The sequence below is a fragment of the Acidovorax sp. GW821-FHT10E03 genome (assembly GCF_059415205.1).
On sequence record NZ_JBWKMU010000007.1, the window covers coordinates 24,294 to 47,776 of the forward strand.

Annotated in this window: 24 protein-coding genes, 1 other RNA gene and 1 pseudogene; 16 read left to right on the forward strand and 10 right to left on the reverse strand. The window is 60.2% G+C overall.

Annotation, left to right across the window (positions count from 1 at the left end):
* The first annotated feature begins 135 nt into the window (after positions 1-135).
* The 10 genes from AC07OD_RS13430 to AC07OD_RS13475 all read left to right on the forward strand — a co-directional run bounded on the left by AC07OD_RS13430 (position 136) and on the right by AC07OD_RS13475 (position 10,747).
* Positions 136-1,020 (forward strand): alpha/beta fold hydrolase, encoded by an 885-nt coding sequence (locus tag AC07OD_RS13430; RefSeq protein WP_494597077.1) that lies wholly within the window; start codon positions 136-138, stop codon positions 1,018-1,020.
* Positions 1,021-1,163: 143 nt separating this feature from the next.
* The gene (locus AC07OD_RS13435) at positions 1,164-2,249 is read left to right on the forward strand and encodes an ABC transporter substrate-binding protein (protein ID WP_494597079.1); all 1,086 of its coding nucleotides are present in this window, start codon (positions 1,164-1,166) and stop codon (positions 2,247-2,249) included.
* 15 nt (positions 2,250-2,264) lie between these two features.
* Entirely contained in the window at positions 2,265-3,794 is a 1,530-nt protein-coding gene (locus AC07OD_RS13440) for a sugar ABC transporter ATP-binding protein (RefSeq protein ID WP_494597081.1), read from the forward strand.
* Positions 3,791-4,717 (forward strand): ABC transporter permease, encoded by a 927-nt coding sequence (locus AC07OD_RS13445; RefSeq protein ID WP_494597083.1) that lies wholly within the window; start codon positions 3,791-3,793, stop codon positions 4,715-4,717. Before AC07OD_RS13440 ends, AC07OD_RS13445 begins: the two co-directional genes overlap by 4 nt.
* A 20-nt stretch (positions 4,718-4,737) precedes the next feature.
* A complete protein-coding gene (locus AC07OD_RS13450) occupies positions 4,738-5,715 on the forward strand; it encodes an ABC transporter permease (RefSeq protein WP_494597084.1) in 978 nt (325 codons plus the stop codon).
* 26 nt (positions 5,716-5,741) lie between these two features.
* On the forward strand, positions 5,742-6,569 hold the full coding sequence (locus AC07OD_RS13455) for an SDR family oxidoreductase (RefSeq protein ID WP_494597086.1): 828 nt from the start codon (positions 5,742-5,744) through the stop codon (positions 6,567-6,569).
* Between the two features lie 470 nt (positions 6,570-7,039).
* Positions 7,040-7,369 (forward strand): hypothetical protein, encoded by a 330-nt coding sequence (locus AC07OD_RS13460; RefSeq protein WP_494597088.1) that lies wholly within the window; start codon positions 7,040-7,042, stop codon positions 7,367-7,369.
* 99 nt (positions 7,370-7,468) lie between these two features.
* Entirely contained in the window at positions 7,469-8,470 is a 1,002-nt protein-coding gene (locus AC07OD_RS13465; protein ID WP_494597090.1) for a DUF932 domain-containing protein, read from the forward strand.
* Between the two features lie 157 nt (positions 8,471-8,627).
* Entirely contained in the window at positions 8,628-9,641 is a 1,014-nt protein-coding gene (locus AC07OD_RS13470; RefSeq protein WP_494597092.1) for a YqaJ viral recombinase family nuclease, read from the forward strand.
* 122 nt (positions 9,642-9,763) lie between these two features.
* A complete protein-coding gene (locus AC07OD_RS13475) occupies positions 9,764-10,747 on the forward strand; it encodes a recombination directionality factor (RefSeq protein WP_494597094.1) in 984 nt (327 codons plus the stop codon).
* Positions 10,748-11,445: 698 nt separating this feature from the next.
* Here AC07OD_RS13475 and AC07OD_RS13480 read toward each other — a convergent pair.
* The 3 genes from AC07OD_RS13480 to AC07OD_RS13490 form a co-directional block, all read right to left on the reverse strand.
* The gene (locus AC07OD_RS13480) at positions 11,446-12,402 is read right to left on the reverse strand and encodes an OST-HTH/LOTUS domain-containing protein (protein ID WP_494597095.1); all 957 of its coding nucleotides are present in this window, start codon (positions 12,400-12,402) and stop codon (positions 11,446-11,448) included.
* Between the two features lie 63 nt (positions 12,403-12,465).
* Positions 12,466-12,738 (reverse strand): H-NS histone family protein, encoded by a 273-nt coding sequence (locus tag AC07OD_RS13485; RefSeq protein ID WP_494597097.1) that lies wholly within the window; start codon positions 12,736-12,738, stop codon positions 12,466-12,468.
* Between the two features lie 557 nt (positions 12,739-13,295).
* Positions 13,296-13,595, reverse strand: a complete 300-nt coding sequence (locus AC07OD_RS13490; protein ID WP_369642084.1) for a helix-turn-helix domain-containing protein — start codon at positions 13,593-13,595, stop codon at positions 13,296-13,298.
* A gap of 127 nt (positions 13,596-13,722) precedes the next feature.
* Between AC07OD_RS13490 and AC07OD_RS13495 the strand changes: the two genes are divergently transcribed.
* The 4 genes from AC07OD_RS13495 to AC07OD_RS13510 all read left to right on the forward strand — a co-directional run bounded on the left by AC07OD_RS13495 (position 13,723) and on the right by AC07OD_RS13510 (position 15,311).
* Positions 13,723-13,935 (forward strand): hypothetical protein, encoded by a 213-nt coding sequence (locus AC07OD_RS13495; RefSeq protein WP_369642083.1) that lies wholly within the window; start codon positions 13,723-13,725, stop codon positions 13,933-13,935.
* A gap of 36 nt (positions 13,936-13,971) precedes the next feature.
* Positions 13,972-14,103 carry a hypothetical protein gene (locus AC07OD_RS13500; RefSeq protein WP_494597099.1) on the forward strand — a complete coding sequence of 44 codons (132 nt, stop codon included), beginning with the start codon at positions 13,972-13,974 and terminating at the stop codon, positions 14,101-14,103.
* A 114-nt stretch (positions 14,104-14,217) separates the two neighbouring features.
* Positions 14,218-14,463 carry a hypothetical protein gene (locus tag AC07OD_RS13505; RefSeq protein WP_494597101.1) on the forward strand — a complete coding sequence of 82 codons (246 nt, stop codon included), beginning with the start codon at positions 14,218-14,220 and terminating at the stop codon, positions 14,461-14,463.
* An 80-nt stretch (positions 14,464-14,543) separates the two neighbouring features.
* A complete protein-coding gene (locus AC07OD_RS13510) occupies positions 14,544-15,311 on the forward strand; it encodes a hypothetical protein (RefSeq protein ID WP_494597102.1) in 768 nt (255 codons plus the stop codon).
* A gap of 508 nt (positions 15,312-15,819) precedes the next feature.
* Here AC07OD_RS13510 and AC07OD_RS13515 read toward each other — a convergent pair.
* Both AC07OD_RS13515 and AC07OD_RS13520 read right to left on the reverse strand, forming a co-directional pair.
* A complete protein-coding gene (locus tag AC07OD_RS13515; RefSeq protein ID WP_494597104.1) occupies positions 15,820-16,551 on the reverse strand; it encodes an inovirus Gp2 family protein in 732 nt (243 codons plus the stop codon).
* A gap of 167 nt (positions 16,552-16,718) precedes the next feature.
* Complete coding sequence (locus AC07OD_RS13520) at positions 16,719-16,904, reverse strand: helix-turn-helix transcriptional regulator (protein WP_192428442.1); 186 nt, start codon at positions 16,902-16,904, stop codon at positions 16,719-16,721.
* Between the two features lie 296 nt (positions 16,905-17,200).
* Between AC07OD_RS13520 and AC07OD_RS13525 the strand changes: the two genes are divergently transcribed.
* Both AC07OD_RS13525 and AC07OD_RS13530 read left to right on the forward strand, forming a co-directional pair.
* Positions 17,201-18,079 carry a hypothetical protein gene (locus tag AC07OD_RS13525; RefSeq protein ID WP_494597106.1) on the forward strand — a complete coding sequence of 293 codons (879 nt, stop codon included), beginning with the start codon at positions 17,201-17,203 and terminating at the stop codon, positions 18,077-18,079.
* Positions 18,080-18,236: 157 nt separating this feature from the next.
* A pseudogene (locus tag AC07OD_RS13530) lies at positions 18,237-19,211 on the forward strand (IS5 family transposase).
* 137 nt (positions 19,212-19,348) lie between these two features.
* Here the strand turns inward: AC07OD_RS13530 and AC07OD_RS13535 are convergent.
* From AC07OD_RS13535 to ompA, 5 genes are all read right to left on the reverse strand, one after another.
* Positions 19,349-20,590 carry a tyrosine-type recombinase/integrase gene (locus tag AC07OD_RS13535; RefSeq protein ID WP_494597108.1) on the reverse strand — a complete coding sequence of 414 codons (1,242 nt, stop codon included), beginning with the start codon at positions 20,588-20,590 and terminating at the stop codon, positions 19,349-19,351.
* Between the two features lie 194 nt (positions 20,591-20,784).
* Positions 20,785-21,171, reverse strand: a transfer-messenger RNA (tmRNA) gene (ssrA, locus tag AC07OD_RS13540).
* Between the two features lie 12 nt (positions 21,172-21,183).
* On the reverse strand, positions 21,184-21,849 hold the full coding sequence (locus AC07OD_RS13545; protein ID WP_494597109.1) for an HAD family hydrolase: 666 nt from the start codon (positions 21,847-21,849) through the stop codon (positions 21,184-21,186).
* A gap of 10 nt (positions 21,850-21,859) precedes the next feature.
* Complete coding sequence (gene ubiG / locus AC07OD_RS13550; protein WP_218297477.1) at positions 21,860-22,570, reverse strand: bifunctional 2-polyprenyl-6-hydroxyphenol methylase/3-demethylubiquinol 3-O-methyltransferase UbiG; 711 nt, start codon at positions 22,568-22,570, stop codon at positions 21,860-21,862.
* Between the two features lie 97 nt (positions 22,571-22,667).
* Complete coding sequence (gene ompA / locus AC07OD_RS13555; protein ID WP_218297478.1) at positions 22,668-23,312, reverse strand: outer membrane protein OmpA; 645 nt, start codon at positions 23,310-23,312, stop codon at positions 22,668-22,670.
* Between the last annotated feature and the right edge of the window lie 171 nt (positions 23,313-23,483).

The window sequence follows — 23,483 nt, forward strand, 5'->3', positions numbered from 1 at the left end:
TACCAGAGCAGCCATTGCGCGAAAAACAGCAGGCAGAAAATTCCCTCAACGCCCGGGGAATTTTCTGGCTGACGGTGCGCAATGGCGCGATCTACGATGCGCCGGCCAGACAACGAAAAAAATCGAAGGAGACATATGAGCACAACGAACACCAACGAAACGCGCTTCAGCGTGGCAGCAGCCGATGGCCATGCCATTGAAGCGTATGCCTGGGCCACGCCAGCCGCTTTCGCCGCACCCCGCGCCGTGGTGCAACTGGTGCACGGCATGTCCGAGCATATTCGCCGCTACCGCCATGTGGCCCAGGCGCTGGCGGCACAAGGCTACGTGGTGTACGGCAGCGAGCACCGGGGGCATGGCCAGTCGGCTTTTGATGCAGGCACGGCCGGCGATTTTGGCCCGCGCGGTTTTGCGGCCTTGGTGGACGACATGGCTGCAGTGACCCGTGCGCTTCGAGAGCGCCATCCCGGCCTGCCTGTCATCATGGTGGCGCACAGCATGGGTTCGATGGCGGCACAGGTCTATCTGATCGAGCACTCTGCGCTGGTCGATGCGGTCGCGCTATCGGGTACCGTCGCGCTGGAAATGCTGGATGTGCGCACCTCGGGTTGGACGCCCGAGACGGCCAACGCCAGCGTGGGCACACCGATCACGCCCGCCGACTGGCTCAGCCGCGATCCCAGCGTGCCAGCGGCTTTCATTGCCGACCCGCTGTGTGGCACGCGATTGACCCTGGAGTCGCTATTCTCTATCTTCGACGTGGGCAACCGCACGGCGGACACGGCGCTGTATGCAGCCGTGCGCAAGGACTTGCCGCTGTACCTTTTCACCGGCGACCGCGATCCGGTGAACGCCTGCTTGGCCTGGTTCGATCCGCTGGTGAACCGTCTGCGCTGCGCGGGCTTTCGCGATGTGTCCACCCACGTGTACGGCGGCGCGCGCCACGAAGTACTCAACGAGACCAACCGCGAAGAGGTGATTGCCAACCTCATCGCTTGGATACGACGCGCAGCGGGCTAAGGCCGCGCCAATGCATGCGCCTTGACCAGGCGCCTGCTCCCTCATTTTGATCTCTACCTGACGAGGGGCCCCGGGGGCCGCACGCGGGCCCCTGCACGCCTTTTTTTCCGCCGTTCTTTCATACCCACAACAGGAGACACACCATGCTTGCATCCACAAAATTCCGCTGGAAGAAAACCCTGGCAGCCCTGGCACTGGCCGGCCTGGCCGCCGCACAGGCCGCGCATGCGGCCGAGGTCGAACTGCTGCCGCCCGGTCTGCTCACGGCCACGACGGCCGAGCAGACCAAGCCCGGCCAGTACAAGAAGGCCGGGCCCTGGCGCATTGGTGTCTCATGGGCCGGCATGGGCAACAGCTGGATCGTGCAGCTCATCGCCGAGATGCGCCACGCCGCTGCACAGGACAAGAACATTGGTGAGTTCATCTTCACTGAGGCCAATTGGCAGCCCGCCAAGCAGGTGGCTGACGTGGAAGATCTGATGACCAAGAAGGTGGACCTGCTCATCATCGGCCCGATCTCGCAGGCCATCGGAGCGCCACTGATCGAGAAGGCCGCCAAGGCAGGTATCCCAGTGGTCACGCTGGGCTCATATGGCCGCGCCGTGCCTTCCACCACCGAGATATGGGCGGGCGGCCGCATTTTTGGTCAGCAGGGCGGCGAGTTTTTGCGCAAGGAGTTGGGCGGCAAGGGCAATCTCTGGGTGTTCCGAGGCATTGCGGGCGTGGATGAAGAGCAGCAGCGCTACGACGGACTGAAGAAAGCCATTGAAGGCAGCAACCTCAAGATCACCAACGAAGTTTTTGGCGACTGGAACTACGCCAAGGCCAAGCAGATCTGCGAGAACCTGGTGCTCTCGGGCCAGCCGGTGGATGGCATCTGGTTCTCGGGCGCCGAGATGACTCGCGCGTGCATCGACGTGTTCAAGGAGGCAGGCAAGCCGCTGGTGCCCATGACGGGCGAGGCCAACAACGGCTTTCTGCGAGTGTGGAAGCAAGCGGGTGTGAAGACCGTGGCACCTATCGTGACGCCGGGCCTGGGCACTGCCGTGGTGCGCGCATCGAGCGCGCTGCTAGAGGGCAAACCACTGTACCGCTCGTACTTCTCGATGCCGACACCGATTGCGCGGGACCAGCTCGACAAATTCTTCCGCCCTGAGCTGAACGACTCCTACTGGATGCCCACGGTGCTGCCCGAAGCCAAGATCGTGGAAACCTACCGCAGCAAGTAACAGGAAGCGCGCACCATGACGATCAAGGAGCGCCAGCCCCTGGTGGAGCTGCGCGGCGTGAGCAAGTCGTTCGGCCAGAACGCTGCGCTCAAGTCGGTCAGCCTGATGGGCTGGCCTGGCTCAATCCATGCCGTGACCGGCGAGAACGGCGCGGGAAAGTCCACGCTGATGAAACTGCTGGCCGGGGTGCACCAGCCCGACAGCGGCGAGATCCTGCTCCAGGGTCGCCGCGCGGCGCTGGGAACGCCCGCCAAGGCGCGCCGCGCGGGTGTGTCCACCGTGTTCCAGGAGCTGACCATCCTGCCCAACCTCACAGTGACCGAAAACCTGTGCCTGGGGCGCGAGCTGACGCGCGGTGGCTTGCTGAACCTGCGCGCGCTGCGGCATGAGGCCATGCTGGTGCTCCAACGCACCGGCATCGGGCTCGGCCCCGACCGGCTGTGCGGCACCCTCAGCGTGGGTGAACAACAGTTGCTGGAGATTGCCAAGGGCCTGCATTCCGAGGCTGATATCTTCATCTTCGACGAACCCACTGCACCGCTGAACCGCGCAGAGGTGGACCAACTCGAATCACTGCTGCGCGCGCTAAAAGAACAGGGCAAGCTGATCTTCTACATCAGCCACCGGCTTGAAGAAATCTTCCGCTTCTGCGACACCGTGACGGTGCTCAAGGACGGCGCGCATGTGGCCACACAGCCCATCGGAAGCCTCACTCCCGATGCCTTGGTGGCTCTGATGGTGGGGCGCGAGCTGGAAGCACTGTTCCCCGAACGCCCGGCACACATACCCGGGAAGCCTGCACTGCAAGTGGAACAGCTCACCGCCACACCCCACAGTCCGGCCGTTTCGTTCACGCTGCACAGGGGTGAGATCGTGGGCATTGCCGGGCTCGAAGGTCAGGGCCAGTGCGAGATCATCCGCTGCCTGGCAGGGGCGCAGGAGCCCAACGGCGGCAGCGTGCGTGTGTCGGCAGACGATGGCCGGATCGCCACTGTTGCGCCAGGAAGCGTGGCCGCCGCCGTACGGAGCGGTGTGGCCCTTCTGCCCGAAGACCGCAAGGGCGAAGGGCTGTACCTCGACCTTTCCATCGAAGACAACATCTGGCTCGGCCCCTTGCGCCAGACCCCGCTGTGGCGCCGGGCGCCTCGCGACTCGGACCTGGTGCGCCGGTTGGCCGAGCGCATGGGACTGCGCACGCCCCCAGCGCAGCCTGTGGGCTCCCTTTCCGGCGGCAACCAGCAGAAGGCCATGCTAGGCCGATGGCTGGCGGCCAACGTGCAGATTCTGCTGGTCGAGCAGCCCACGCGCGGCGTCGATGTGGGCGCCAAGGCTGAAATCTATGAGCTGCTCCGCCGCTTCACGGCCGAGGGAGGTGCCATCCTGGCCGTCTCTGGCGACCTACCCGAGCTGATCGGCCTGTGCGACCGCATCCTGGTCGTGCGTGGTGGCGCCATTGTGGCCGACGTGCCCGGACACAGCGCCACCGAAGAACTGCTGCTGGGCCACGCGCTGCGCAGCGAATCCCCCTACAAGGCCACAGCATGACCACTCTGAATCCGGCCCGTACGGGCCTGACGCGCTACACCCTTGGCCTACCCGTCGTACTGGTGTTGCTGCTTGCCGCCACTCAGGCAGACTTCCGCTCCACCCAAAACCTTCTGAACTTCAGTGGCCAGATCGGCGCGCTGCTCATCGTGGCGGTGGGGCAGCTATTTGTCACGCTGGTGGCGGGCATCGACCTGTCGGTGGGTTCGGTGATGAGCTTGGCATCCGCCTTCGCCGCCACCCAGAACGATCCACTGGCCGCCGTCGCCATGGCGACCGCCCTGGGGGTTGCAGTGGGAACGGTCAACGGCATGGGCGTGGCCATGGCGGGCGTGCACCCGCTGGTGATGACACTGAGCACCGCAACTTTTCTGCAAGGCCTGGCTTACGTGGTGCTGCCGATTCCTGGCGGCACCATCGCGCCCGCCATGACAGCGGCTGCGACGGGCGAGGCGGCAGGCATCCCGGCACCACTGTTGTGGTGTGCGACTGCAGCGCTGGCAGCCAGCATCGTGCTGCGCCGGACCCGTTTTGGCGCGCACCTGTTCGCAGTGGGTGGCCACCCGCGCAGCGCCTACCTCAATGGCGTGCGCGTGAAATCCGTGGTGGTGGGAGCTTATATGTGGTGCTCGGTTGCGGCAGCGTGGGCGGGACTGTTCCTGGCCGCGCGCGTGGCGGCCGGAGACCCGGCGCTGGGGGCGTCTTATGCGCTGGAATCCGTAGCGGCCGTAGCCCTAGGGGGCGTGCAACTGACAGGCGGCATCGGCAGCGTGGCTGGCGTGGTGGCCGGGGTGCTGAGTCTGGGACTGATGACCAATGGTCTCAACCTATTTGGTGTGTCGCCCTTCATGCGCGGGGTGTTGACCGGTGTCTTGTTGCTTGCGGCCGTGAGCCTGCAGCGCCGGCGCATCGTAGGAATGTGAGTTCGCCCATGTCTTCATCCATGTCCCTATCCTCCTCCCCCGGGCTGGCGTGCCGCCTGCAACAGGCGATGACATTCATCCTGGCGCTGCCACCCGCTTATCTGGGCACCGTGGTGCTTCTGGTCAGCGCAGCGGCCTTGAGACCCAACCTGCTTTCTCCGTTCTTACTGCTGCTCATCTTGCGCCAAGCGGCGCCGCTGGGCTTTGCCGCCATCGGGCAGTCTCTGGTGATGCGCTGCCGCTCGCTCGACCTGTCCTCAGGTGGTGTGATTGCGGTGGTGTCTTACCTGTTGACCAGCGGAGTGATGCCCTTGCCCTGGCCCACCGCATTGCCGCTGTGCATTCTGTTTGGTGCGCTGGTCGGGGCGTTCAACGGTTTGTTGATCGTGCGGCTGCGCGCTTCCGCGGTCATCGTCACGCTGGCCGTGTCGATGATTCTGTCGGGCACCGTGATTGCGCTGAGCCAGTTCCATGCCGTGGGCGATGCGCCCGACATCCTGCGTTCCATGGGCCGCGCGCGTGTGGCCGGGGTGCCGCTGGTGCCCTTGCTCTGGATTGCAACCCTGGTGCCGCTGGCACTGTGGCTACGCCACAGTGCTTTTGGTCGCGTGCTTGATGCCGTGGGCGCCAACCCGCGTGCTGCGGGCCTGTCGGGACTGCCGCACCTGCGAGTGGTGTTTGTGGCGCATGTCACCTCGGGCGCCATGTCGGCCCTCAGCGGTGTGATGCTCCTGGGCTTTGTGGGCGTGGGCAACGTCAAGCTGGGGGCGGATCTGGCCCTCAACGCGCTGGCGGCGTCCATCCTGGGCGGAATCAACTTCGGTAGCGGGCGCGGCGGCATGCTGGGCCCGGCGGTTGCGGCGTTCATGCTGGTTTTTCTCTTCAACTTCCTCACCAGCCTGGGCCTAGGCGAGCCCGGCAAGCTGATGCTGCAGGGCACCCTGATCGGGGCGGCGGCACTGGCCTATTGCTTGCGCCACAAAGACTCGGCGCACTGATTTCACATAACCCAAAGAAGCTCAATATGGCAGATGTTTTCAAAGATGGCTTGCTGCGCGGGCAGCACGCACTGATCACGGGTGGCGGTAGCGGAATCAACCGACGTATCGCCGAACGTTTTGCGGCCCAAGGGGCAGCGGTGTCCATCGTGGGGCGCAGCCTGGAGCGAGCCGAAGGCGCTGCCGCCGCCATCCGCACAGTGGGCGGGCAAGCGCAGGGTATGTCGGCGGACGTGCGCGATTTCGACGCTCTAGCCGGCTCCTTCAGCCAGGCACACGCAGCTTTTGGCCCGGTGGACATTTGCATTGCAGGCGCAGCGGGTAACTTCGTTGCCGAGGCCGCCAATATGTCATCCAATGGCTTCCGGACAGTAGTGGACATCGACCTTGTCGGCACCTGGAACACCTTCCGCGCCGTGCTGGCGTTGCTGCGCGAAGGACGATCCAATCTGCTGGCCGTCTCCGCAGTCCAATCGGTGATGCCCATGGCCACACAAGCGCATGTGTGCGCGGCCAAGGCAGGCATCGACATGCTGGTGCGCACGCTGTCCATCGAATGGGCGCAGCGTGGTGTGCGCTGTAACGCCATCGCACCCGGCCCGGTGGCGGATACCGAAGGCATGAGGCGCCTTGCGCCTGAGGGTGACGCGAGCTGGGCGCGCGTGCTGGCGGGCATTCCCATGGCGCGAGCCGCAGACGCGAATGAAATTGCAGACTTGGCACTGTTCCTGTGCAGCGGCGCTGCCCGCTACATCCACGGCACCGTGATCACCATCGACGGTGGGCAGACCAACCTGGGCTCACTGCCGTTTGGCAATGCGCTGCTTGAGTCGTTGAAGCCGTCTCCCTCCTGAATATAGGCGTCAGTATGGTTCTCGTACTCTACTCATAGTCCCTAGCTTGAGCCAAATCCGCTTCGCCCATGTTCGCTATGCAGCGTCTCCAGCCCTTCGCTCACAACAGCCGAATTCACGCTGCCGGCCAGTTTCAGGCCACTGAGGAATGCAGTCAGCTAGTTCGCTGCTCCCTAACGCAACTAGCCGAGTTGGAAGGCTTCCCCAAGACTCTCTGGTCGATCCCAAATACTTTCAATCACATATCACCATTGCGAGTTGAACCTCAGTTTCACCATCGATTCAAGTAGCCCCCTCCCCACCCGGCACGCCCCAGCAGCGCTGCCGGGCGCTATGCCGTCGCGGTAGCGCCAGAACTATCCGCAGTCCCTCCCCCAAGCTCCGCGTGCCCAGCACCCGGGGCTTTTTCTTTGTCCGTCCGTTCCGTCGTTCTTCCGTCCTTCACATCACACAACCCAAGGAGATTCCCCGTGCCCAGTTGCCCCCAATGCCAATCCCCTCGCATCGAAACCCTCGACCGCGGCCGCACCACAGGCGCCGCCATCGGTGCTGTTGCCGGTGCAGCCAGCGGCGCCGCAGCCGCCCTGCGCACCGCCCCACTCGGCGCCACCTATGGTTCGCTCGTCGGCCCCGCAGGAACCGTCCTCGGTGCCGTCGCCGGGGCCGCCATGGGCGGCCTGAGCGGCGGCGCCGTCGGCTGCGAGATCGGCAGTCAGATCGGCAAGGCCGTCGACCAGAACTGTCTCAAGAACCACCAATGCCTGGAGTGCGGGTACCGCTTCCGGGATCCGTACGCCTGAGCGTTCGCCTTTTTGCCCTTATCGCGCTCTTCAGGCTTGTCACTTTTCTCACTTCCCTCCCCTCGTTCTCTTTTCATTCATTTTTTAAGGAGCATTCCAATGGCACACCTCGTTCAAACCATGGCCTATGTCGGCGAGACCCCCTGGCACAACTTGGGCCAGCAACTGCCCGCCAAACAACCCATCGATGTCTGGGCCCGAGAAGCGGGCATGGACTGGACCATCCGTGAGGCCCCCGTGCGCTACATGGCGACAGAGCCTGGCACGGGCAGTAGCGCCGCCTCTTCCGTCTCCGCGCTGTATGCCGAGCCCATGGAGTTTCCCGACCAGAAGGTGCTGTACCGCAGCGATACCAAGGCACCTTTGTCGGTGGTCAGTGCCCGCTATCAGGTGGTTCAGCCCCAGCAGGTGCTGGAGTTCTATCGGGATCTGACGGAAGTTTCAGGGTATGAACTGGAGACGGCCGGGGTTCTCAAGGCTGGGCGCAAGTTCTGGGCCCTGGCCCGTACCGGCAAGTCCTCGGCGCTCAAGGGCAATGATGTGGTCAACGGCTATCTGCTGCTGGCCACTTCCTGCGACGGGACCTTGGCGACCACGGCCACACCGACGACGGTGCGCGTGGTCTGCAACAACACCTTGTCAATTGCCCTGTCGGGAACGTCGAGTGCGATCAAGGTGCCGCACAGCACCAGCTTTGATGCGCAGGCGGTCAAGAAGCAGTTGGGCATTGCCGTCTCGCAATGGGACGGTTTTATGTACCGCATGAAGACCCTGTCCGAGCGCAAGGTCAAGAGCCATGAGTCCATGAACTATTTCCTCAAGGTCCTGTGCCAGACGGATGGGCATGCAGATGCGTCTGCAGGTCTCACCAATGAGCGTGCCCTCAAGAAGGTGCAGGCCATGTACGAGGGCCAGGGCCGGGGCGCAGAGCTGGCCGCAGCCAAGGGCACGGCCTGGGGACTGCTGTGCGCCGTCACCGAGTTCGTGGATCACGAGCGCCGGGCGCGCAGCCAGGAGTACCGGCTGGACAGTGCCTGGTTTGGCCAGGGGGCCACCCTCAAGCAGCGGGCGCTGGAGCAGGCGTTGCAGTTGGCGTCATGACAGTGTCTGCCGTTCTTTGCGGTTCATCCATTCGCCCTCACCGCCCTTCACGGCATAGACCCCGGCTCCTTCAGTGGACCGGGGTCTTTTGTTTTGGGGGTGGTGCTGGTGTTCGTTCTCGGTACTGCTTTTGTTGTTTTCACTTCAAGGAGTCAGCATGGTTCGTCCTGTTGTTTCACCAGGGTCTGAGGCGTCATCGCGTCCCCGCCCTGCCCTTCGGCTGGTCAAGACCCAGGACCTGGATCGCGGTCAGTGGTTGCAGGTGCGCAAGGGCGGCATTGGCAGTTCCGATGCGGCTGCGGCGGTCGGGCTCAATCCCTACCAGTCGCAGCTGGAGCTATGGATGGAGAAGACCGGACGTGCCCCTGTCGCCCCGCCGGGTGACGGGGGTGCGGACGATCTGAGTCCGATGTACTGGGGTTCGCTGCTGGAGCCCATCGTTGCAGCCCACTACACCCGCCGTACCGGCAACCGGGTGCGGCGTATCAATGCGGTGCTGCAGCATCCCGAGCACCCATGGATGCTGGCCAATATCGACCGGGAGGTCCTAGGGACGCCAGATGTCCAGTTGCTGGAGTGCAAGACCGCTGGGATTCAGGGGGCCTGGCTCTGGCGCGATGGGGTGCCGGAGTATGTGCAGTTGCAGGTCCAGCACCAGTTGGCCGTCACGGGCAAACAGGCTGCGGATGTGGCCTTGCTGCTGGGAGGCCAGGAGTTGCAGATTTTTAGGATCGAGCGGGATGAGGAGCTGATCGCCCAGCTCATCACCTTGGAGCGGGAGTTCCGGGGCTATGTGGAGCGGGACCAGCAGCCTCCGGCCGACGGGTCGGTGTCGGCAGACCGGGCCTTGCGGGCGCTCTATCCCCGGGACACCGGGTTCACCCTCAACCTCCAAAACGACCTGGTGATGGGGGCGGTGTTCTCGGACCTGCTGGCGGTGCGGGAGGTGCTGGCAACCAACATCGCCCTGGAAGCCCAGCTCAAGCAAGCCATTCAGCAGCGCATGGGGGATGCCTCCCGAGCGGTGTTCGATGGTGGGGAGGTGAGTTTCAAGCGCAGCCGGGATGGGACGCAGCTCAATACAGCGCGGCTGGCCAAGGAGCAGCCGGAGATCGTCAAGGCCTACACGGTGCCCAAACCTGGGAGTCGGAGGTTTCTGGTGCAGACCTGAGGTGGGTGGTCAGAGCCACAGGTCATTCATTTCATACACGCATTCCCCAGACGGGCTTCATCGGTGACGGTGAGGCCCGTTGTGCTTTGGGGGGTGTTTTTACATTCAACAAGGAGATTCACATGCTCAAAGGTTTGGCTTTGACACCGCCCGTGATCGGGCGCATTGCGATTGGGCGGGTGGTGGAGAAGGCAGGACGCCGTCTTCCTGAGAAGGACGATGAGTTCACCTTGACCAGCCAGGTACAGAACAAGGAGGGGTGGGTGCCCCATCCGGTGGATGCTCAACTCCGCAAGGAGCCAGGGGCCAAGCTGCGCAGCATTCCGGTGCGGTTGCTGTTTGACGATCCGGATCTGAGCCTCAGGGCGAACTACACGATGTTTGACCGGGCGACGGGAAGGCCTCTGTGTGTGGGAGATGGGGAGAACTGCAAGCGGGTGACCCTGTCGGGGATGCAGTCCCTGCCCTGCCCTTCGCCTGCGGTGTGTCCGCTCGCGCAGGATGGGAACTGCAAGCCATATGGGCGGCTGCATGTGCGGGTGGAGGCAGAGGGGAATACCGAAGCGGGCTCGGCTGGTGATGAGTTGGGCAGCTTTGTGTTCCGGACGACGGGGTTCAACAGCATCCGGACGCTATCAGCTCGGCTGCGGTATCTGTTTGCGGTATCCGGGGGGTTGCTGGCGGGACTGCCTTTGGAGCTCCGGTTGCGGGGCAAGTCCACGACGCTGTCGCACCGCACGCCGATCTACTACGTGGATCTGACGCTGAGAGCTGGAAGCAGCTTGGCCCAGGTCGTCGCTTTGGCACGGCAGGAGCGGGAGCAGCAGGCGGCGTTGGGGCTGGATCAGGCGGCGCTGGATGAAGCGGCGCGGCAGGGTTTGGCTCTGGGGGAGTTCGAGGAGTCGGAAGAGGAAGGGTTGGGCGTCTTGGAGGAGTTCTATCCAGAATCCGATACAGATGGCGATGGCGCGGGAGCGTCACCGCAGCGAGCCAAAGACACCTCAGGCCCCATCTCCCTGCGCAGCAAGCTGAACCGGCGGCAGGAAGCCATGGCGGCGCCTGTTCCTGCAACCGGTGATCCTGGGACTGTCCATGCCGCCGCATGAGGGCGTGGTTCGTCGGTATGCCTTGGGGCTGGTGATGGAGACAGCACCCAGCTATCGGCGCAGCACGGGTCTGGACGCGGGCCCCGTGGCACTGCCTGGAACCCTGGTTCGGGCGCCAGTTCGGCCCCACCGTACCGGGGCATCGGCACTGCAGCAAGCTGTGGTCTTGCTCACCGGGAAGCGCGTTGAGGTTCCTTCGGTGGTCACGGCAGCGGCGATGTGGCGCCATGCCCGCAGGCACCTGGCAGGGGTTCGTGTGGAGCTGGCCTGGGAGCAGGAAGCCTCAGCCTTGCTGGCGCAGTGCCTGGGTGCTGTGACGGCCGGTGGCCTCGTGTTGCTGCAGTGGCAGTCTTTGCCCCGGTGCAAGCACGACGCACTCCGCATGCCTGCCCCGCCTTCACGCTGGATGCTTGTGGTCGGGGCGGAGGAGTCTTGGCATCTGCAAGGCTTTCCTGCGCCAACCGAAGCCTCGGCCTTGCTGGTGCTGGATGCCACGCTGCCGCCGGTCTGGGGGTGTGGACACAACCAGCATCTCAAGCCCGGGGCCCATCCGGACCATGCGCAGGCGCGCCGGGCTGGGCTGTTTCGACCGGTGTGGACGGCCCGCACTTTGGACGGCGGGCTGGACTGTGGGTTGGTGATTGCAGCTGTGATCCTTCAGCCACCTGCGTCTTTGTGACAGCCGCCCAGCTCTTTGCTCAACCTGGCTGTGTGGCCGGATCCGTTGGGGGTGTTACCGCGCCACGCCCGGGGCGCTTGCGTTCCTTGGTCCCACTGCGTGGAGGGCTCAGGGGGCGCAGGCGCACCCAGGCTGTTTTGGGCCCTGTGTCGGAATCGCGGCGGTACGTGAGATCGAACTCGCAGGATTCGGTGAGTACCTGCTGCCAGCTGCTGCAGCGGTACTTTTGTGGGGTCTGATCAGAATGCCGCTCCAGCATCCGCGCCTTGACGATATCGAAAGCAACCCAGTCTTCCCCCGCGAGGGCTCGCACCTCTTCGCGCAGCGCCCGCACGATGCCGGCATCTCGCCACTCAAAGCTGCCATCGGGGTTGATGCCATTGATCAGCAAGTCTTGGAAGACCTCGGACTGCATAAAGGAAGCCGCGGCTTGGCGCGCGTTTTCCATACCAACCATCCACGCTCTCAACGCTTGATAGTGGGCATCAATGCGCGTGTAGAGCTTCTGCAGATGGGTCATGGCATCCACGCACCCTTGCTCCTCCCACAGGTTGAACCGCGACAGGAAGTGATGCACGAGTTCGTTGCGTGCGGACACAAGGTCCTTCACGGCAGCCTTGGTCTGCGCCCAGTGTTCAGGAGGCATCGCCATCCGGAAGCTGTGCGCGAAGGAGATCCGGTCGGTGGGCGTCTTGTCGTCGGGCAGCGGATCGCGCTCGAAGCCCTCAGGGACCACGAATGACTCAAACATCTGATTGACCAGGTTTCCGAGGGTCTGACCCGACAGTTTCTCTGCGCGGAGCGCGGGCTGGGCTTGCAGGGTCTCCGCGGTCCCAGCGAACTCGTGGTGCGCCAACATCGCCTTCAGCGCCATTTCGTACTGCTGGATGCGTATCAGGCAACGTCCCATCAGGCGCTGGACATCGCGCTGAATGTCGGGGCCCGTCTTTTCTGGGGGCGATGGGTCGGGGGTCATGTTCGTGTTGACATCAGAACAGTGGGCTCCGCCTTGCTCAGGCCACCGCCCTTGAACAGGCAATCAGATCACGAAGTTGTCGCGGTCCTTGCCTGCAATCCACTGGGGCGGCTTGCCCCGGCCGGACCAGGTCGCGCCGGTGCCGGGATCCCTGTATTTGGCCGCCACCTTCTTGGGGACAGGCTTCCAGGGGAACACCTGCTGGGCGGTGAAGCCGAACTCCGCGATCAATTCATGGACGGTGGCCAGCGCCTGCACGGATTCTTCCTTCTGCGCCTGGGCGATTTGCGCGTCGAGGGATTTTTTCTGGGCAAGGAGTTCGGAGTAGCTGGGCATGGAATAGCAGGGGAACGAAGAAGAAGAATGCGACGATGGCAACGAGTCAGAGGGGTGTGGCGGTCGGCCTCAACGCTCCGGCTCAGGCACAGCTATTGGGCCGCAGCAGTGGATTGTGCCGCCTGCCCGCCCGACGCCAGTCCTGCAGATCGGTGAATTCACGGCCGCATCCAGTGCATTGAAGGGTCTCGGTGTAGCGCATGGCACCCGTCTCGTCGCGCGCAACCACCCGGTGGTAGCTGCTGGCGCCGCAGTAGCCGCAGCGGTTGACAGTGGCAGGTGGATTCGGGGGCATGTCTCGGAAAGGGCTTGCAGCGGAGTGTTGTCGGTGGGTAGCACAATGGTAGCAACCTGATAGGGCCCCGGTTCCCCGAAGGGCATCACTGCGCCGGCACCGCACTCCTGCCAACTTTGCCACGGTGGCGTCAACCGCTGCCCTGTGGCTGCGTTGATTTGATGAGTTTGCATCACATAATGTCACAAACCCAAGAGGAGGATGGATGGCGGTTTGAGCCGAAAGATTGGTTGGACAGTGAGGCGCTGCTGGCTCCGGCCTTTTACTGGGCCTGTGCCTGGCTCGCCCGGCGCTTGACGGGCACTGGCACCTCGGGCGGCTTGAGCAAAGCCCACGGTGCGACACCCAGAACATGGGCCAGGCGCTCGATGTTGGACAGCGAGACGTTCCACTTGCAGCGCTCGATGGCCGACACATAGGTGCGGTCGAGGTCGCACTCGTGGGCCAGGCGCTCCTGAGACCATTCTTTCTGCACACGCAACAGCCGCACCCAGTACGCGAGGACTTCGCGCAGGTTGGTCGGATCGGGCAGCCGTGTGGGTGGAGTGGGTTTGGCAGGCACCGCGCAAGGATGCGGTTCTGCTTTATTTGTATCTACGGAGTTTGCATCTCAATTGCAAGCTGATCCGTAAGTGTTTTTGTTTTTAACCACGGAACACGGGGCGTTCCATTTTGAGGGAGTTGTTGCAATGAAGCTCGGTCGCATCTTGATCGCGGGGTATTTCTTGGTCGGACTGCTGTACGCGGTCTATGCGCATTTCTGGGGTCCGGAGCCGTTTCGCAGCTTTGCGTTCCATCTGGGGCAAGGCGTGTTGTGGCCGGTTGCCTTGTTTCCGAGTCTGGGCCCTGTGATCGCGGGGATTGTGGTTTTGGTCTTTGTGGCGGTGCTGATGAGCTCGTAGTGCCTGGAGTACTTGCCAGCCTACCGAGGACCGCCAATGGCTTTCATCGCCCGCGTGATCCTGACGCTGTTCGGGATCTATCTGTTTTTCTTGATCTTCAGCTCCTGGGAAATGGTCGGTTTCCTGGTGCTGTGGATTCTGGTGCGCCTGGCCAGCGGCAAGGGGTAGACCACACCGTAGGTGCAGGGGAAGGACGGAGTGGCCCTGCAGGCCGTCCCCTCCCCTGCCCGCTCTTAAAGAAAGTGTCTTATGAGATTTGAAGCAATAGTCAGGACCGCTGCCGTGGCAGTCCTGCTCGCGGCATCGCTGTCGGCCTGCAGTTCCAAGAACGAGCGGGCGTTTGTGGGGAGTTGCGTGAGCATGGGCGCCAGCCGCGAGAACTGCTCTTGTGCCTACAAAAAGGTGAACGCGCCCCACAAGATCGACGGGATCGATTTTGGGGAAATCCTGGGTACAGAGCAGCACCGAAAGATCCAGGTGGCGTTCGCAGCCGCTGTGGTTCAGTGCATCCGGGAGAACGGGCTTTGATGCCTGTCCCCGGCCTGTCCCTGCCTCTCCCCTGCCTTTCCTAAAGCTATCCACATCATTTTTTACCCCCTCCAATCACCATGAAAACAAAACTGTCTCTCTGCGGCGTGGCCTGCTTGCTGGCGGCATGTTCCAACAGCCCGTCGGGGTCTGAGCTTGCAAGCTCGATGACCAGTGAGCTGCAAAAGGCCTGCGAATATGCAAGCGTCGACAACGCGCAGATCACGAACACGTTTTTTCCGAACTCGGACAACAAGAACATTGCCAACGTGAAATTCACCGCCACCGTCAAGGTGAAGATCGAGGGCAAATTGGCTCAGGATTTGCAGAAGTTCCGCATTGCTTCGGCACTGTTTTCTGAATATGAGAAGGAAATGGTGGAGCTCGATCGCAGCTACAAAGAGCAGATAGACGCCGTCGATGCGGTGCGCAAAGCTGCACAGGACAAGTACTTGGCTCAGGAGGATGAGCGGGGCTACCTCATTGGCGACAGGCAAAAGCACAGTGCGGAAATGCACGAGTTGTACAGCCAGAAAGAGGCTCTCGGCAAGGAGTGGCTTTCAGCATCCAACGGAGTCTTTGACAAGTACACAGACCGGGCCGCGAACCTGCTGTACGCGACCAGCTCGGGCAAGGTCCGGACGTATGCCCAGCCCTCCAAGCCGGAGATCCCGCTGGCATGTTTTGGCTATCGGGACCCTCGAAAGCCATTGGGGATCCTGTACCGGGCGATGATGGATGGCAAAGGTTCGTCTGACGACTACTACACCGGGGTGGAGACTTCCATCGAGGGGGAGCGACAGATGATCAAGACGGACAACGGATGGATGGTGGCTGGGAATCTGTAGGGTCCGTCTTGCGGCTGAAATTTGAAGTCAGCGTACCTCACCGAGGTGCCCAGGCACGGTGAATTCAATCTGCACACCTTAGGGTGTGCGGATCGGTTATCTGGGGCTTCTTTTTTTGCGCCTTTTGGTGGACCATACCCTTTGCCCAAGGAGATTGACTTCCGCTTTGCAGCGATTGCAGACCTTCAGGCCATGCTTGTGGGAGGCCGCTGCCGCCAGAAGCAGACATTCGCCATTCGCTCGCCCTGCCATGGACTATGGTCCCTCTTCACTGTCGCCACAGACGCGGATCTATGCAGGTCCGCCCCAGACCGAGCGGGCCTGGACTCTCCACCGAGAGCTGGGCAGGTCACTACGCCCTGCTCCAACCCGCACAAAGGGCTCAATGGTGATCCAGCGTGCGCGACTCCTTCGGCAAAGCATTGCGATGCCGCGCACAAGCTGGGGAGCGGAGAGCAAGCTCGAACACTTTTCCCAGCATTCAGCTCAGCGCGGCAAAGCGTCTGCCTCACTTCCTGCTGGCTCCATAGCCATGGTGACCATGGCCGTACTGCTTGGTTTGGACTTTGCACAGGTAACTTGCTCTGTAGAAGAACTCGGAGACCGACTCCGGGTCGCTGCGCCGGAGACAGTACGCCGGGCTGTTCGGGAAATGCACCAGTGGCTTGGCTCGCTCCACAGCCTCACCCAACGCGCTTGCCCAAGCCTCACAGATTCGGCTGGAGATATTGCCTTCGGTAGCCTGGTAACGGCCAAGACAATTGAAGGCATGCCCATTCAACAGAACCACGAAGTGGTAATGGACTCGGGCGCAGTCACCTACCTCCCTCACCCATAAAAACCGAACCTTTGTGTCATGGTAGAGCATGCCATTCTTGGCGAGGCTCTGCCGGTTATGCCGGATCTTGGCCTTGAAAGATTCAACGAACCTGGATGCCACAGAGTTGCAAGACTCCACAGAGTCAGCCTTCGTATGATCAGGGAAGCGAAGATCAAACCTGAAGGCAAATACCCTAGAGTAATCCGTCATGGATTTACTGACCACGTCGTGTAGTGCCTCTAAACACTCACTGATCATGGGGTACACATTCCCCATGATACGTAGTCCATTGTATTGATCACCACGGTACTCATGGTGGTTCTTACTTAAATCGTTGTTCATACCATCAATCGCTATTGACCTTGCTGACTCATCAATGGATGAGCAATAGGAGACTATCTGTCTACTTAACCTAATCATCCGTCACTCATGCACTACACAGTCAACATCTAGCCTACAGGTATTTAATACCAATACCTAAATGAAATTGCTACACAAGAACTGCCTATTCACAACGCGATCCCAATGGAGACGAGCATGAATAGGCATTAAGAACTGGATGATTTCACTCTGGAAATATGGGTGGACTAGATAGCGTCACGGAGTTCCATGCGCTGACGCAGCCACTGCTCGACCTCTTCCTGAATCCAGCCAACGGATTGGATTCCCAGCTTGATTGGTTTCGGGAATTGATTGTTCTTGATATACAGGTAGAGCGTAGACCGTGGAACACCAGTGAGTTCACACACGCTAGGGAGTCTCAGTACTTTCATGCTTTGCACCTTGAGGGGGTTTCGTACAGAGCATTGCGGTACGACATCTTTTTTGTCGCCGCCGGGCAGCTTTACCCTATCGACCAATCAACCTCGGTCTGCAGCTGATCTACACAACAAAGCTTGTTCTATACATAGGAAACAAGGAGATGTACCATCCCCTAGTAGAGCAATTGCACTTACCATGCTCCTGTCCTACCTCTAGCAGCAATCTAGAGCACCTCTGGATCCAATCTAGAATACCTCTAGAAGCCTTCTAGGCAGCATCACAATTTCACATGAGAATGCCTCAAGATATGAACAACAATGAAAGAATTTACCGCCAGCTCGGAATAGAGAAAGTCACCTCAAGGATCATTAACTATATTTGGTTGTTAGCTTGCGCCGGACATAAAGAATATCTAGAAGTTGACTTTCAAAATCGCCACATTCAATATATTTGTGACATCCTAGATCGGCATGCGGACGTTAGAACTCAAGCTCACGCAAATCTCATTACCGGCCTTATTCCAGAGCGCGAACTACGCTGGATTAAAGAAAGCAGAGCACAATGCAACTGGATTAAAGCAAACATATCAACAATATGTTCAAAAACAAATTTTCACCCCCTAAACACCCCAGAACACCTTAGCGAGAGAGCATTGAGTATTGCAATATTCGATTTTAGATCCACAAATCCTGGTTTCGATTACTACACAAAGACGGCCGCCTCAAAACACCTAAGAGAAAAGTGGGAAGAACAGAAAAAAACGGATATTCGCTATGATTGGATGAAAGAAGATTCCGGAAAAATTCAGAGACTATTATTCTGGAAAACCCTAAAAAACAAACACCCCCACAGCCTCTCCAGAGCTTATTCCTTTGCAAATCATGATGAATTATTGGATTTCATCTACCATTCCCATCTGACTACCGACGAACTGGGATTGATAAACAATCAAGCGAGGAAATTATGGAACCAAAATAAACGACGAGAGAGAATAAAGGACAAGAAGCAATGCAATTTAATGCTATTAACTAGCACCATAAATAAGCTAGACAGTCTTGCAAAAATACACTCCCTCAGTCGCGCTCAAATAGTTGATATCCTGATCGCTGCCGAAGCGAGAGACGAATATCATATTATCAATGTGCTAAACAAGAAGCATCTCCTACTTGACAGCACAGATTACTAATCTTCTATTCTCAAATAGTTAAACAGACATTGTCAAATTATTCTCGCTACCGCGAATATGTCAGAATAACTAAGCTATTTGGACCGGCTAAGGAAGGTCTGCGTAAATCGCGCCGCGATGTGCGGATCGATGCGGGAGCGCACGGACAATCGGCGCCATGAAGCAAGCGGACCTGGGCCTGACGACCAAGCGCACGCGCAAGCGCGAGTTCCTGGCAGAGATGGAACGCGTGGTGCCGTGGGCAGCCTTGGTGGGCCTGATCGCACCGTACGCGCCCGAAGGTAAACGCGGTCGCCCGCCGTTTACCGTGGAGACGATGCTGCGCATCCATTTCATGCAACAGTGGTTCAAGCCTAGCGACCCGGCCATGGAAGAAGCCCGGCATGATGTCCCAGCCTTCCGTGACTTCGCGGGCCTGTCCCACTGGGACGGACTCATCCCCAGCGAATCGAGCATCCTGCGCTTCAGGCACCTGCTGGAGCGCCACAAGCTGGCCGAGCAAATCCTGGCCACGGTCAACGCGCTGCTGCAAGCCAAGGGATTGCAGTTGAAGGCGGGCACCGTGGTGGACGCCACGCTGATTGCCGCGCCCAGCTCGACCAAGAACGAATACAAGGCGCGAGACCCCGAGATGCACCAGAGCAAGAAGGGCAACCAGTGGTACTTCGGGATGAAGGCCCACATCGCAGTGGATGCGGACTCGGGCCTGGTACATACGGTGCGAGGCACCAGCGGCAACGTGAACGACGTTGTCGAAGCCAATAGCCTGCTGCATGGGCAGGAGACAGATGCCTTTGGCGATGCGGGCTATCAAGGAGTGGACTAGCGGCCTGACGCCAGACCTGGCGTACGCTGGCATGTCGCCATGCGCCCTGGATTGCGCCGGGCGTTGGACAAGGACAAGCCTGTGGATGGGCTGATTGACCAATTCGAGCGCACCAAGGCGCGCATCCGAGCCAAAGTGGAACACCCGTTCCGAGTGCTCAAGCAGCAGTTTGGTTATGTGAAGGTGCGCTACCGTGGTTTGAAGAAAAACACGGCGCAGATCGTGACGCTGTTTGCGCCGTCCAACCTGTGGATTGTCAGGTACAAATTGCTGGCCCTGGGGCAGGTGCGTGCGCGAGGGGCGTAATGCCAACGAAATCGGGGAATTGCTTCCCCCAGGAGGCGCTTGGACAGTGTTTGGGCGCCTCCTGGGGCAGGCTTTATCTCACGGACGGGCGTAGCTCACTTCCAAGTGATTCGTGCAGACCTTCCCTAGCTCAACATCTATCTCGGCTTAGTCCGAGCTTTCGATTTCGGAGCGTGGCGCAGGCGATCGAGATAGTCTGCCCATGACTGCATCATCTTTGTCCGCTGAGCAAGGTACTGAGTCCGGTTGTAGGCTCGCCCGTTCGCGTCTTTCACAGCATGGGCAAGCTGGGCTTCAATCACCAGAGGATCGAACTCCAGTTGCTCAGCGAGCATAGTTCTAGCAGTTGCCCGAAAACCGTGCCAAGTGTGGATGTCAGGCGTGTAGCCCATGGATATCAGCGCCGTGCGCACTGAGTTTTCTGAGATAGGCCGATCATGATTTCTTTCACCAGGAAACACCAGCTTGTTCCCTCCGGTCAACTTGTGGAGTTCACGAAAGATTTCGAGGGCTTGCTTCGACAACGGCACCACATGGGGCGGACCGTACTCCTTACCCTCCACGCCCCGCTTCATACGCGCTGCCGGAATCGTCCATAAAGCCACATCCATGTCCACTTCCGACCACGCAGCCGCCCTCAACTCTCCTGGCCGTTGAAATAGCAATGGAGCAAGTCGAAGAGCAGCCTTGACAATCGGTCCACCACGATAGTGGTCGATCGAGAGCAATAACTCTCCCAACTCTGCAGGCTCCGTAATTGCGGCGAAGTGCTTGCCTCGATAGGGCGTCAGCGCATCCTTCAAGTCACCGGTGATGTCCCGGTCAACTTTACCGGTAGCAACGCCATAGCACCAAACCTGACGCGCAAGCATGAGCGCACGATCTGCTGTTTCAAGTGCGCCTCGGCTTTCAATTTTTCGCAATACGGAAAGAAGTTCAACAGGCTTGATCTCTGAGAGATTGCGCCCACCAATCCACGGAAACAGGTCGCGCTCAAACTGCCTTTCCATGCGCTGAAAATGACCGGGACTCCAGACGGATTTTTGGCGAGACAGCCAGTCGTGCGCGATCTCCTTGAATGTCTCGCCGAGGGTCGTCTCCTTCACCAATTTGGTGACTCGCCGAGCTTCAATAGGGTTGACACCGTCCGCCTTCTGCAGCTTGACTCGATCTCTGGCCTTACGGGCCTCCGTGAGGCTGACGCTGGGATAGCTTCCCAACGCTATCCGGCTTTCTTTGCCATCAAAGTAGGTCTTCCAAAACCATCGCTTGGAGCCTGTAGGACTCACCTCCAAGTAGAGACCATTTGAATCGGTAAAACGCGCCCTTTTCTTGTCAGATGGGCAGGCGGCATTCTTGCATTCTTTGTCAGTGAGCATGGGGACCTTCTAGGCAGCAACCGGGGAACAATCCTCGTTCCCCGCAACATATCCTACCTTGTTCCCCGATTTGTTCCCCGATCCACATCTAGCTGCAGTTAGACGCCCTTGGACCCATTCAGACGCTAAGTTATTGAAAACACAAAGAAAAAAGGCATCCAATGGGTTGCATTGGATGCCTTTAGACGGGTTACTGGTGGAGCTGGCGGGAATTGAACCCGCGTCCGCAAGCCTTCATCGGGCAGATCTACATGTTTAGCGGTCTGATTTGAATCTCGCTGCCTGTGCCGCGCAGTCGCACGCTACACAGGCCGCCAGCACCCTATTTTCTCGCCCCAATCCAAGGTACCCGGATCAGGACCAGCCCATGTAATTATCCTTGCAGCCGGGAGGCACTGATTGCTCAGAACCCCCTTGCCCAGCCCATCGGCCAACTGTTGCAAGGCTCACTGGCAATTAAGCAGCGAGTGCGAAACGTTCGTCGTTTGCAGTTAGTTTTTTAAATCGAGATTTACGAGCGTGACTCAAGCTCGACATGCACCACACCGATTCCGAACCCACGTCGAAACCAGGACAGCCCCAGAGCCTCTATTTTAGGCGCTCCCCAGCAATTGCAAGAGCTCGAAGGGAGATTTAATTGCGGCATGGGCGCCCCACTCCATCGGATTGGTTTTTGCACCCAGGTAGCCATAGGTTGCGGCCACGGTCCCCATTCCTGCGGCCAAGCCTGCCACGATGTCGCGCTCGTCATCGCCAACATAGATGCACTGCCCGGGCTCCACTTTCAGGCGCGCTGCCGCCTCAAGCAAAGGAGCAGGATGCGGCTTCGCATGGGGAGTGGTGTCCCCGCTGACGACCGCCCGCGCAGTGACGAACAGGGGAATGGAGCAGGTCAGCGGGTCCGTGAAGCGGGCTGCCTTGTTGGTAACCACGCCCCATGCCATGTTGCGTTGCAGTATCTGGGATACGAGTTCTGGAACGCCGTCAAAGATGCTGGTGCGCTCCGTCATGCGCGACTCATAGTTCACAAAGAACTCCTCGCGCATGGTCATGAAATCAGGATGGTCGGGGGCCATACCGAAGGCTTCGCCCAGCATGCCGCGCGCGCCGGCACCCGCCATGGGGCGGTAGCGCTCCAGCGGCAGCGACGGCAATCCGCGGTCCGTGCGCATCTTGTCGGCAGCGGCGCCCAAGTCCGGGGCACTGTCGATCAGCGTTCCGTCCAAATCAAACAACACCGCACGAATATTGTGAAACATGGGTGTGCCCTCAGGCGGTGCGCCGCGTGGCCACAAGATAGTTCACGCTGGTGTCCGCACTCAGCCAATAGCGCCGCGTGAGGGGGTTGTATTCCAGGCCCCGGGTATTTTGTACATGCAGGCCCGCGCTTCGGCAACTTGCGGCCAGTTCGCTGGGTCGAATCATCTTGGCGTACTCATGCGTTCCCCGTGGCAGCATGTTCAGCACATATTCAGCCCCTACGATGGCCAGCATGAAAGCCTTGGCATTGCGGTGGATGGTGGAGAAAAACACCCAGCCTCCCGGTTTCACGAGCTCTGAGCATGCCCTCACCACCGATCCTGGATCAGGTACGTGCTCGAGCATTTCCATGCATGTGACGACATCGAAGCTGGCAGGTTGCTCCTTGGCCAAGGCTTCCACGCTGATTTCCCGGTACTGGATATTGGTGGTCTGAGCTTCCAGCGCATGCAATTGCGCCACGCGCAGGGCCTTGGAGGCCAGATCGATGCCCGTCACCTCCGCGCCCTTGCGGGCCATGGAATCGGCCAGGATGCCGCCGCCACAGCCGACATCCAGAACGCGCTTGCCCGACAGGTCGCACTGCCCCTGGATCCAGTCAAGCCGCAAAGGATTGATCTGGTGCAAGGGACGGAATTCACTTTCAGGGTCCCACCAGCGATGGGCCAATTCGGAAAACTTGGCCAGTTCGGCCGGATCTGCATTGACGGTTTCACTCATGCCAGAGATTGTCCATGAAGGAAGGGAAATGGAGGATAAAACCCCCAGACGCAAAAAAGCCCCGTTGCCGGGGCTTTTTTGTGAAGCAATCCGAAGATTACTTGGAAGCGCGGGTACCGACCACTTCGATTTCCACGCGACGGTTCTTCGCACGGCCTTCGGCGGTCTTGTTGTCGGCGACGGGTTGCTTTTCGCCCTTGCCTTCGGTGTAGACGCGGTTCTTTTCGATGCCCTTGGACACCAGATAAGCCTTCACGGCTTCGGAACGGCGAACCGACAGCTTCTGGTTGTATGCATCAGAGCCCACGGAGTCGGTGTGACCCACGGCAATGATCACTTCCAGGTTGATGTCCTTGACCTTGGAAACCAGATCATCCAGCTTGGCCTTGCCTTCTGGCTTCAGCACCGACTTGTCGAAGTCGAAGAATGCGTCAGCGGCATAGGTCACCTTGGTAGCGACAGCAGGTGCTGGAGCTGGTGCGGGTGCTGGAGCGGCAGCGGGTGCTGGGGCGGCGGCTGGAGCAGCAGCGGCAGCTGGAGCGGGGGCGACGATCGCGCCATCGCAGCCAGGAGCAGCAGTGGCAGGCGTCCAGTTGGCATTGCGCCAGCAGTATTCGTTGGTGCCGTTCTTCCAGACCAGTTGGCCAGAAGCATCTCTCCAGTTGTCAACGGTTTGTGCGCCAGCGGCGGTTGCGAGCGCTGCAGAGGCAAACAACATCGCCACTTTGTTCAGTTTCTTCATGGTTCTCCTCTTGGGGAAAAAGCCGCAGCCGCGCTGCGAATCAGGACGCTTGGGGTGACCACCACCCGAAGCGTTCAAACGATTGTGCCATACGTAACAGGGCAAAAGCGGTGGAGGCTACCCAGGGCCCGTAGGACAAAACCGGAATTGCTTCGATATGTTGCGTGGTCG

What these genes read in the sequence shown, in the direction of transcription:
- AC07OD_RS13430 (WP_494597077.1), top strand. Translation starts at nt 136, where the DNA reads ATGAGCACAACGAACACCAACGAAACGCGCTTCAGCGTGGCAGCAGCC.
- AC07OD_RS13435 (WP_494597079.1), top strand. Translation starts at nt 1,164, where the DNA reads ATGCTTGCATCCACAAAATTCCGCTGGAAGAAAACCCTGGCAGCCCTG.
- AC07OD_RS13440 (WP_494597081.1), top strand. Translation starts at nt 2,265, where the DNA reads ATGACGATCAAGGAGCGCCAGCCCCTGGTGGAGCTGCGCGGCGTGAGC.
- AC07OD_RS13445 (WP_494597083.1), top strand. Translation starts at nt 3,791, where the DNA reads ATGACCACTCTGAATCCGGCCCGTACGGGCCTGACGCGCTACACCCTT.
- AC07OD_RS13450 (WP_494597084.1), top strand. Translation starts at nt 4,738, where the DNA reads ATGTCCCTATCCTCCTCCCCCGGGCTGGCGTGCCGCCTGCAACAGGCG.
- AC07OD_RS13455 (WP_494597086.1), top strand. Translation starts at nt 5,742, where the DNA reads ATGGCAGATGTTTTCAAAGATGGCTTGCTGCGCGGGCAGCACGCACTG.
- AC07OD_RS13465 (WP_494597090.1), top strand. Translation starts at nt 7,469, where the DNA reads ATGGCACACCTCGTTCAAACCATGGCCTATGTCGGCGAGACCCCCTGG.
- AC07OD_RS13470 (WP_494597092.1), top strand. Translation starts at nt 8,628, where the DNA reads ATGGTTCGTCCTGTTGTTTCACCAGGGTCTGAGGCGTCATCGCGTCCC.
- AC07OD_RS13475 (WP_494597094.1), top strand. Translation starts at nt 9,764, where the DNA reads ATGCTCAAAGGTTTGGCTTTGACACCGCCCGTGATCGGGCGCATTGCG.
- AC07OD_RS13480 (WP_494597095.1), bottom strand. Translation starts at nt 12,402, where the DNA reads ATGACCCCCGACCCATCGCCCCCAGAAAAGACGGGCCCCGACATTCAG.
- AC07OD_RS13485 (WP_494597097.1), bottom strand. Translation starts at nt 12,738, where the DNA reads ATGCCCAGCTACTCCGAACTCCTTGCCCAGAAAAAATCCCTCGACGCG.
- AC07OD_RS13495 (WP_369642083.1), top strand. Translation starts at nt 13,723, where the DNA reads ATGAAGCTCGGTCGCATCTTGATCGCGGGGTATTTCTTGGTCGGACTG.
- AC07OD_RS13500 (WP_494597099.1), top strand. Translation starts at nt 13,972, where the DNA reads ATGGCTTTCATCGCCCGCGTGATCCTGACGCTGTTCGGGATCTATCTG.
- AC07OD_RS13510 (WP_494597102.1), top strand. Translation starts at nt 14,544, where the DNA reads ATGAAAACAAAACTGTCTCTCTGCGGCGTGGCCTGCTTGCTGGCGGCA.
- AC07OD_RS13515 (WP_494597104.1), bottom strand. Translation starts at nt 16,551, where the DNA reads ATGATTAGGTTAAGTAGACAGATAGTCTCCTATTGCTCATCCATTGAT.
- AC07OD_RS13520 (WP_192428442.1), bottom strand. Translation starts at nt 16,904, where the DNA reads ATGAAAGTACTGAGACTCCCTAGCGTGTGTGAACTCACTGGTGTTCCA.
- AC07OD_RS13525 (WP_494597106.1), top strand. Translation starts at nt 17,201, where the DNA reads ATGAACAACAATGAAAGAATTTACCGCCAGCTCGGAATAGAGAAAGTC.
- AC07OD_RS13535 (WP_494597108.1), bottom strand. Translation starts at nt 20,590, where the DNA reads ATGCTCACTGACAAAGAATGCAAGAATGCCGCCTGCCCATCTGACAAG.
- AC07OD_RS13545 (WP_494597109.1), bottom strand. Translation starts at nt 21,849, where the DNA reads ATGTTTCACAATATTCGTGCGGTGTTGTTTGATTTGGACGGAACGCTG.
- ubiG (WP_218297477.1), bottom strand. Translation starts at nt 22,570, where the DNA reads ATGAGTGAAACCGTCAATGCAGATCCGGCCGAACTGGCCAAGTTTTCC.
- ompA (WP_218297478.1), bottom strand. Translation starts at nt 23,312, where the DNA reads ATGAAGAAACTGAACAAAGTGGCGATGTTGTTTGCCTCTGCAGCGCTC.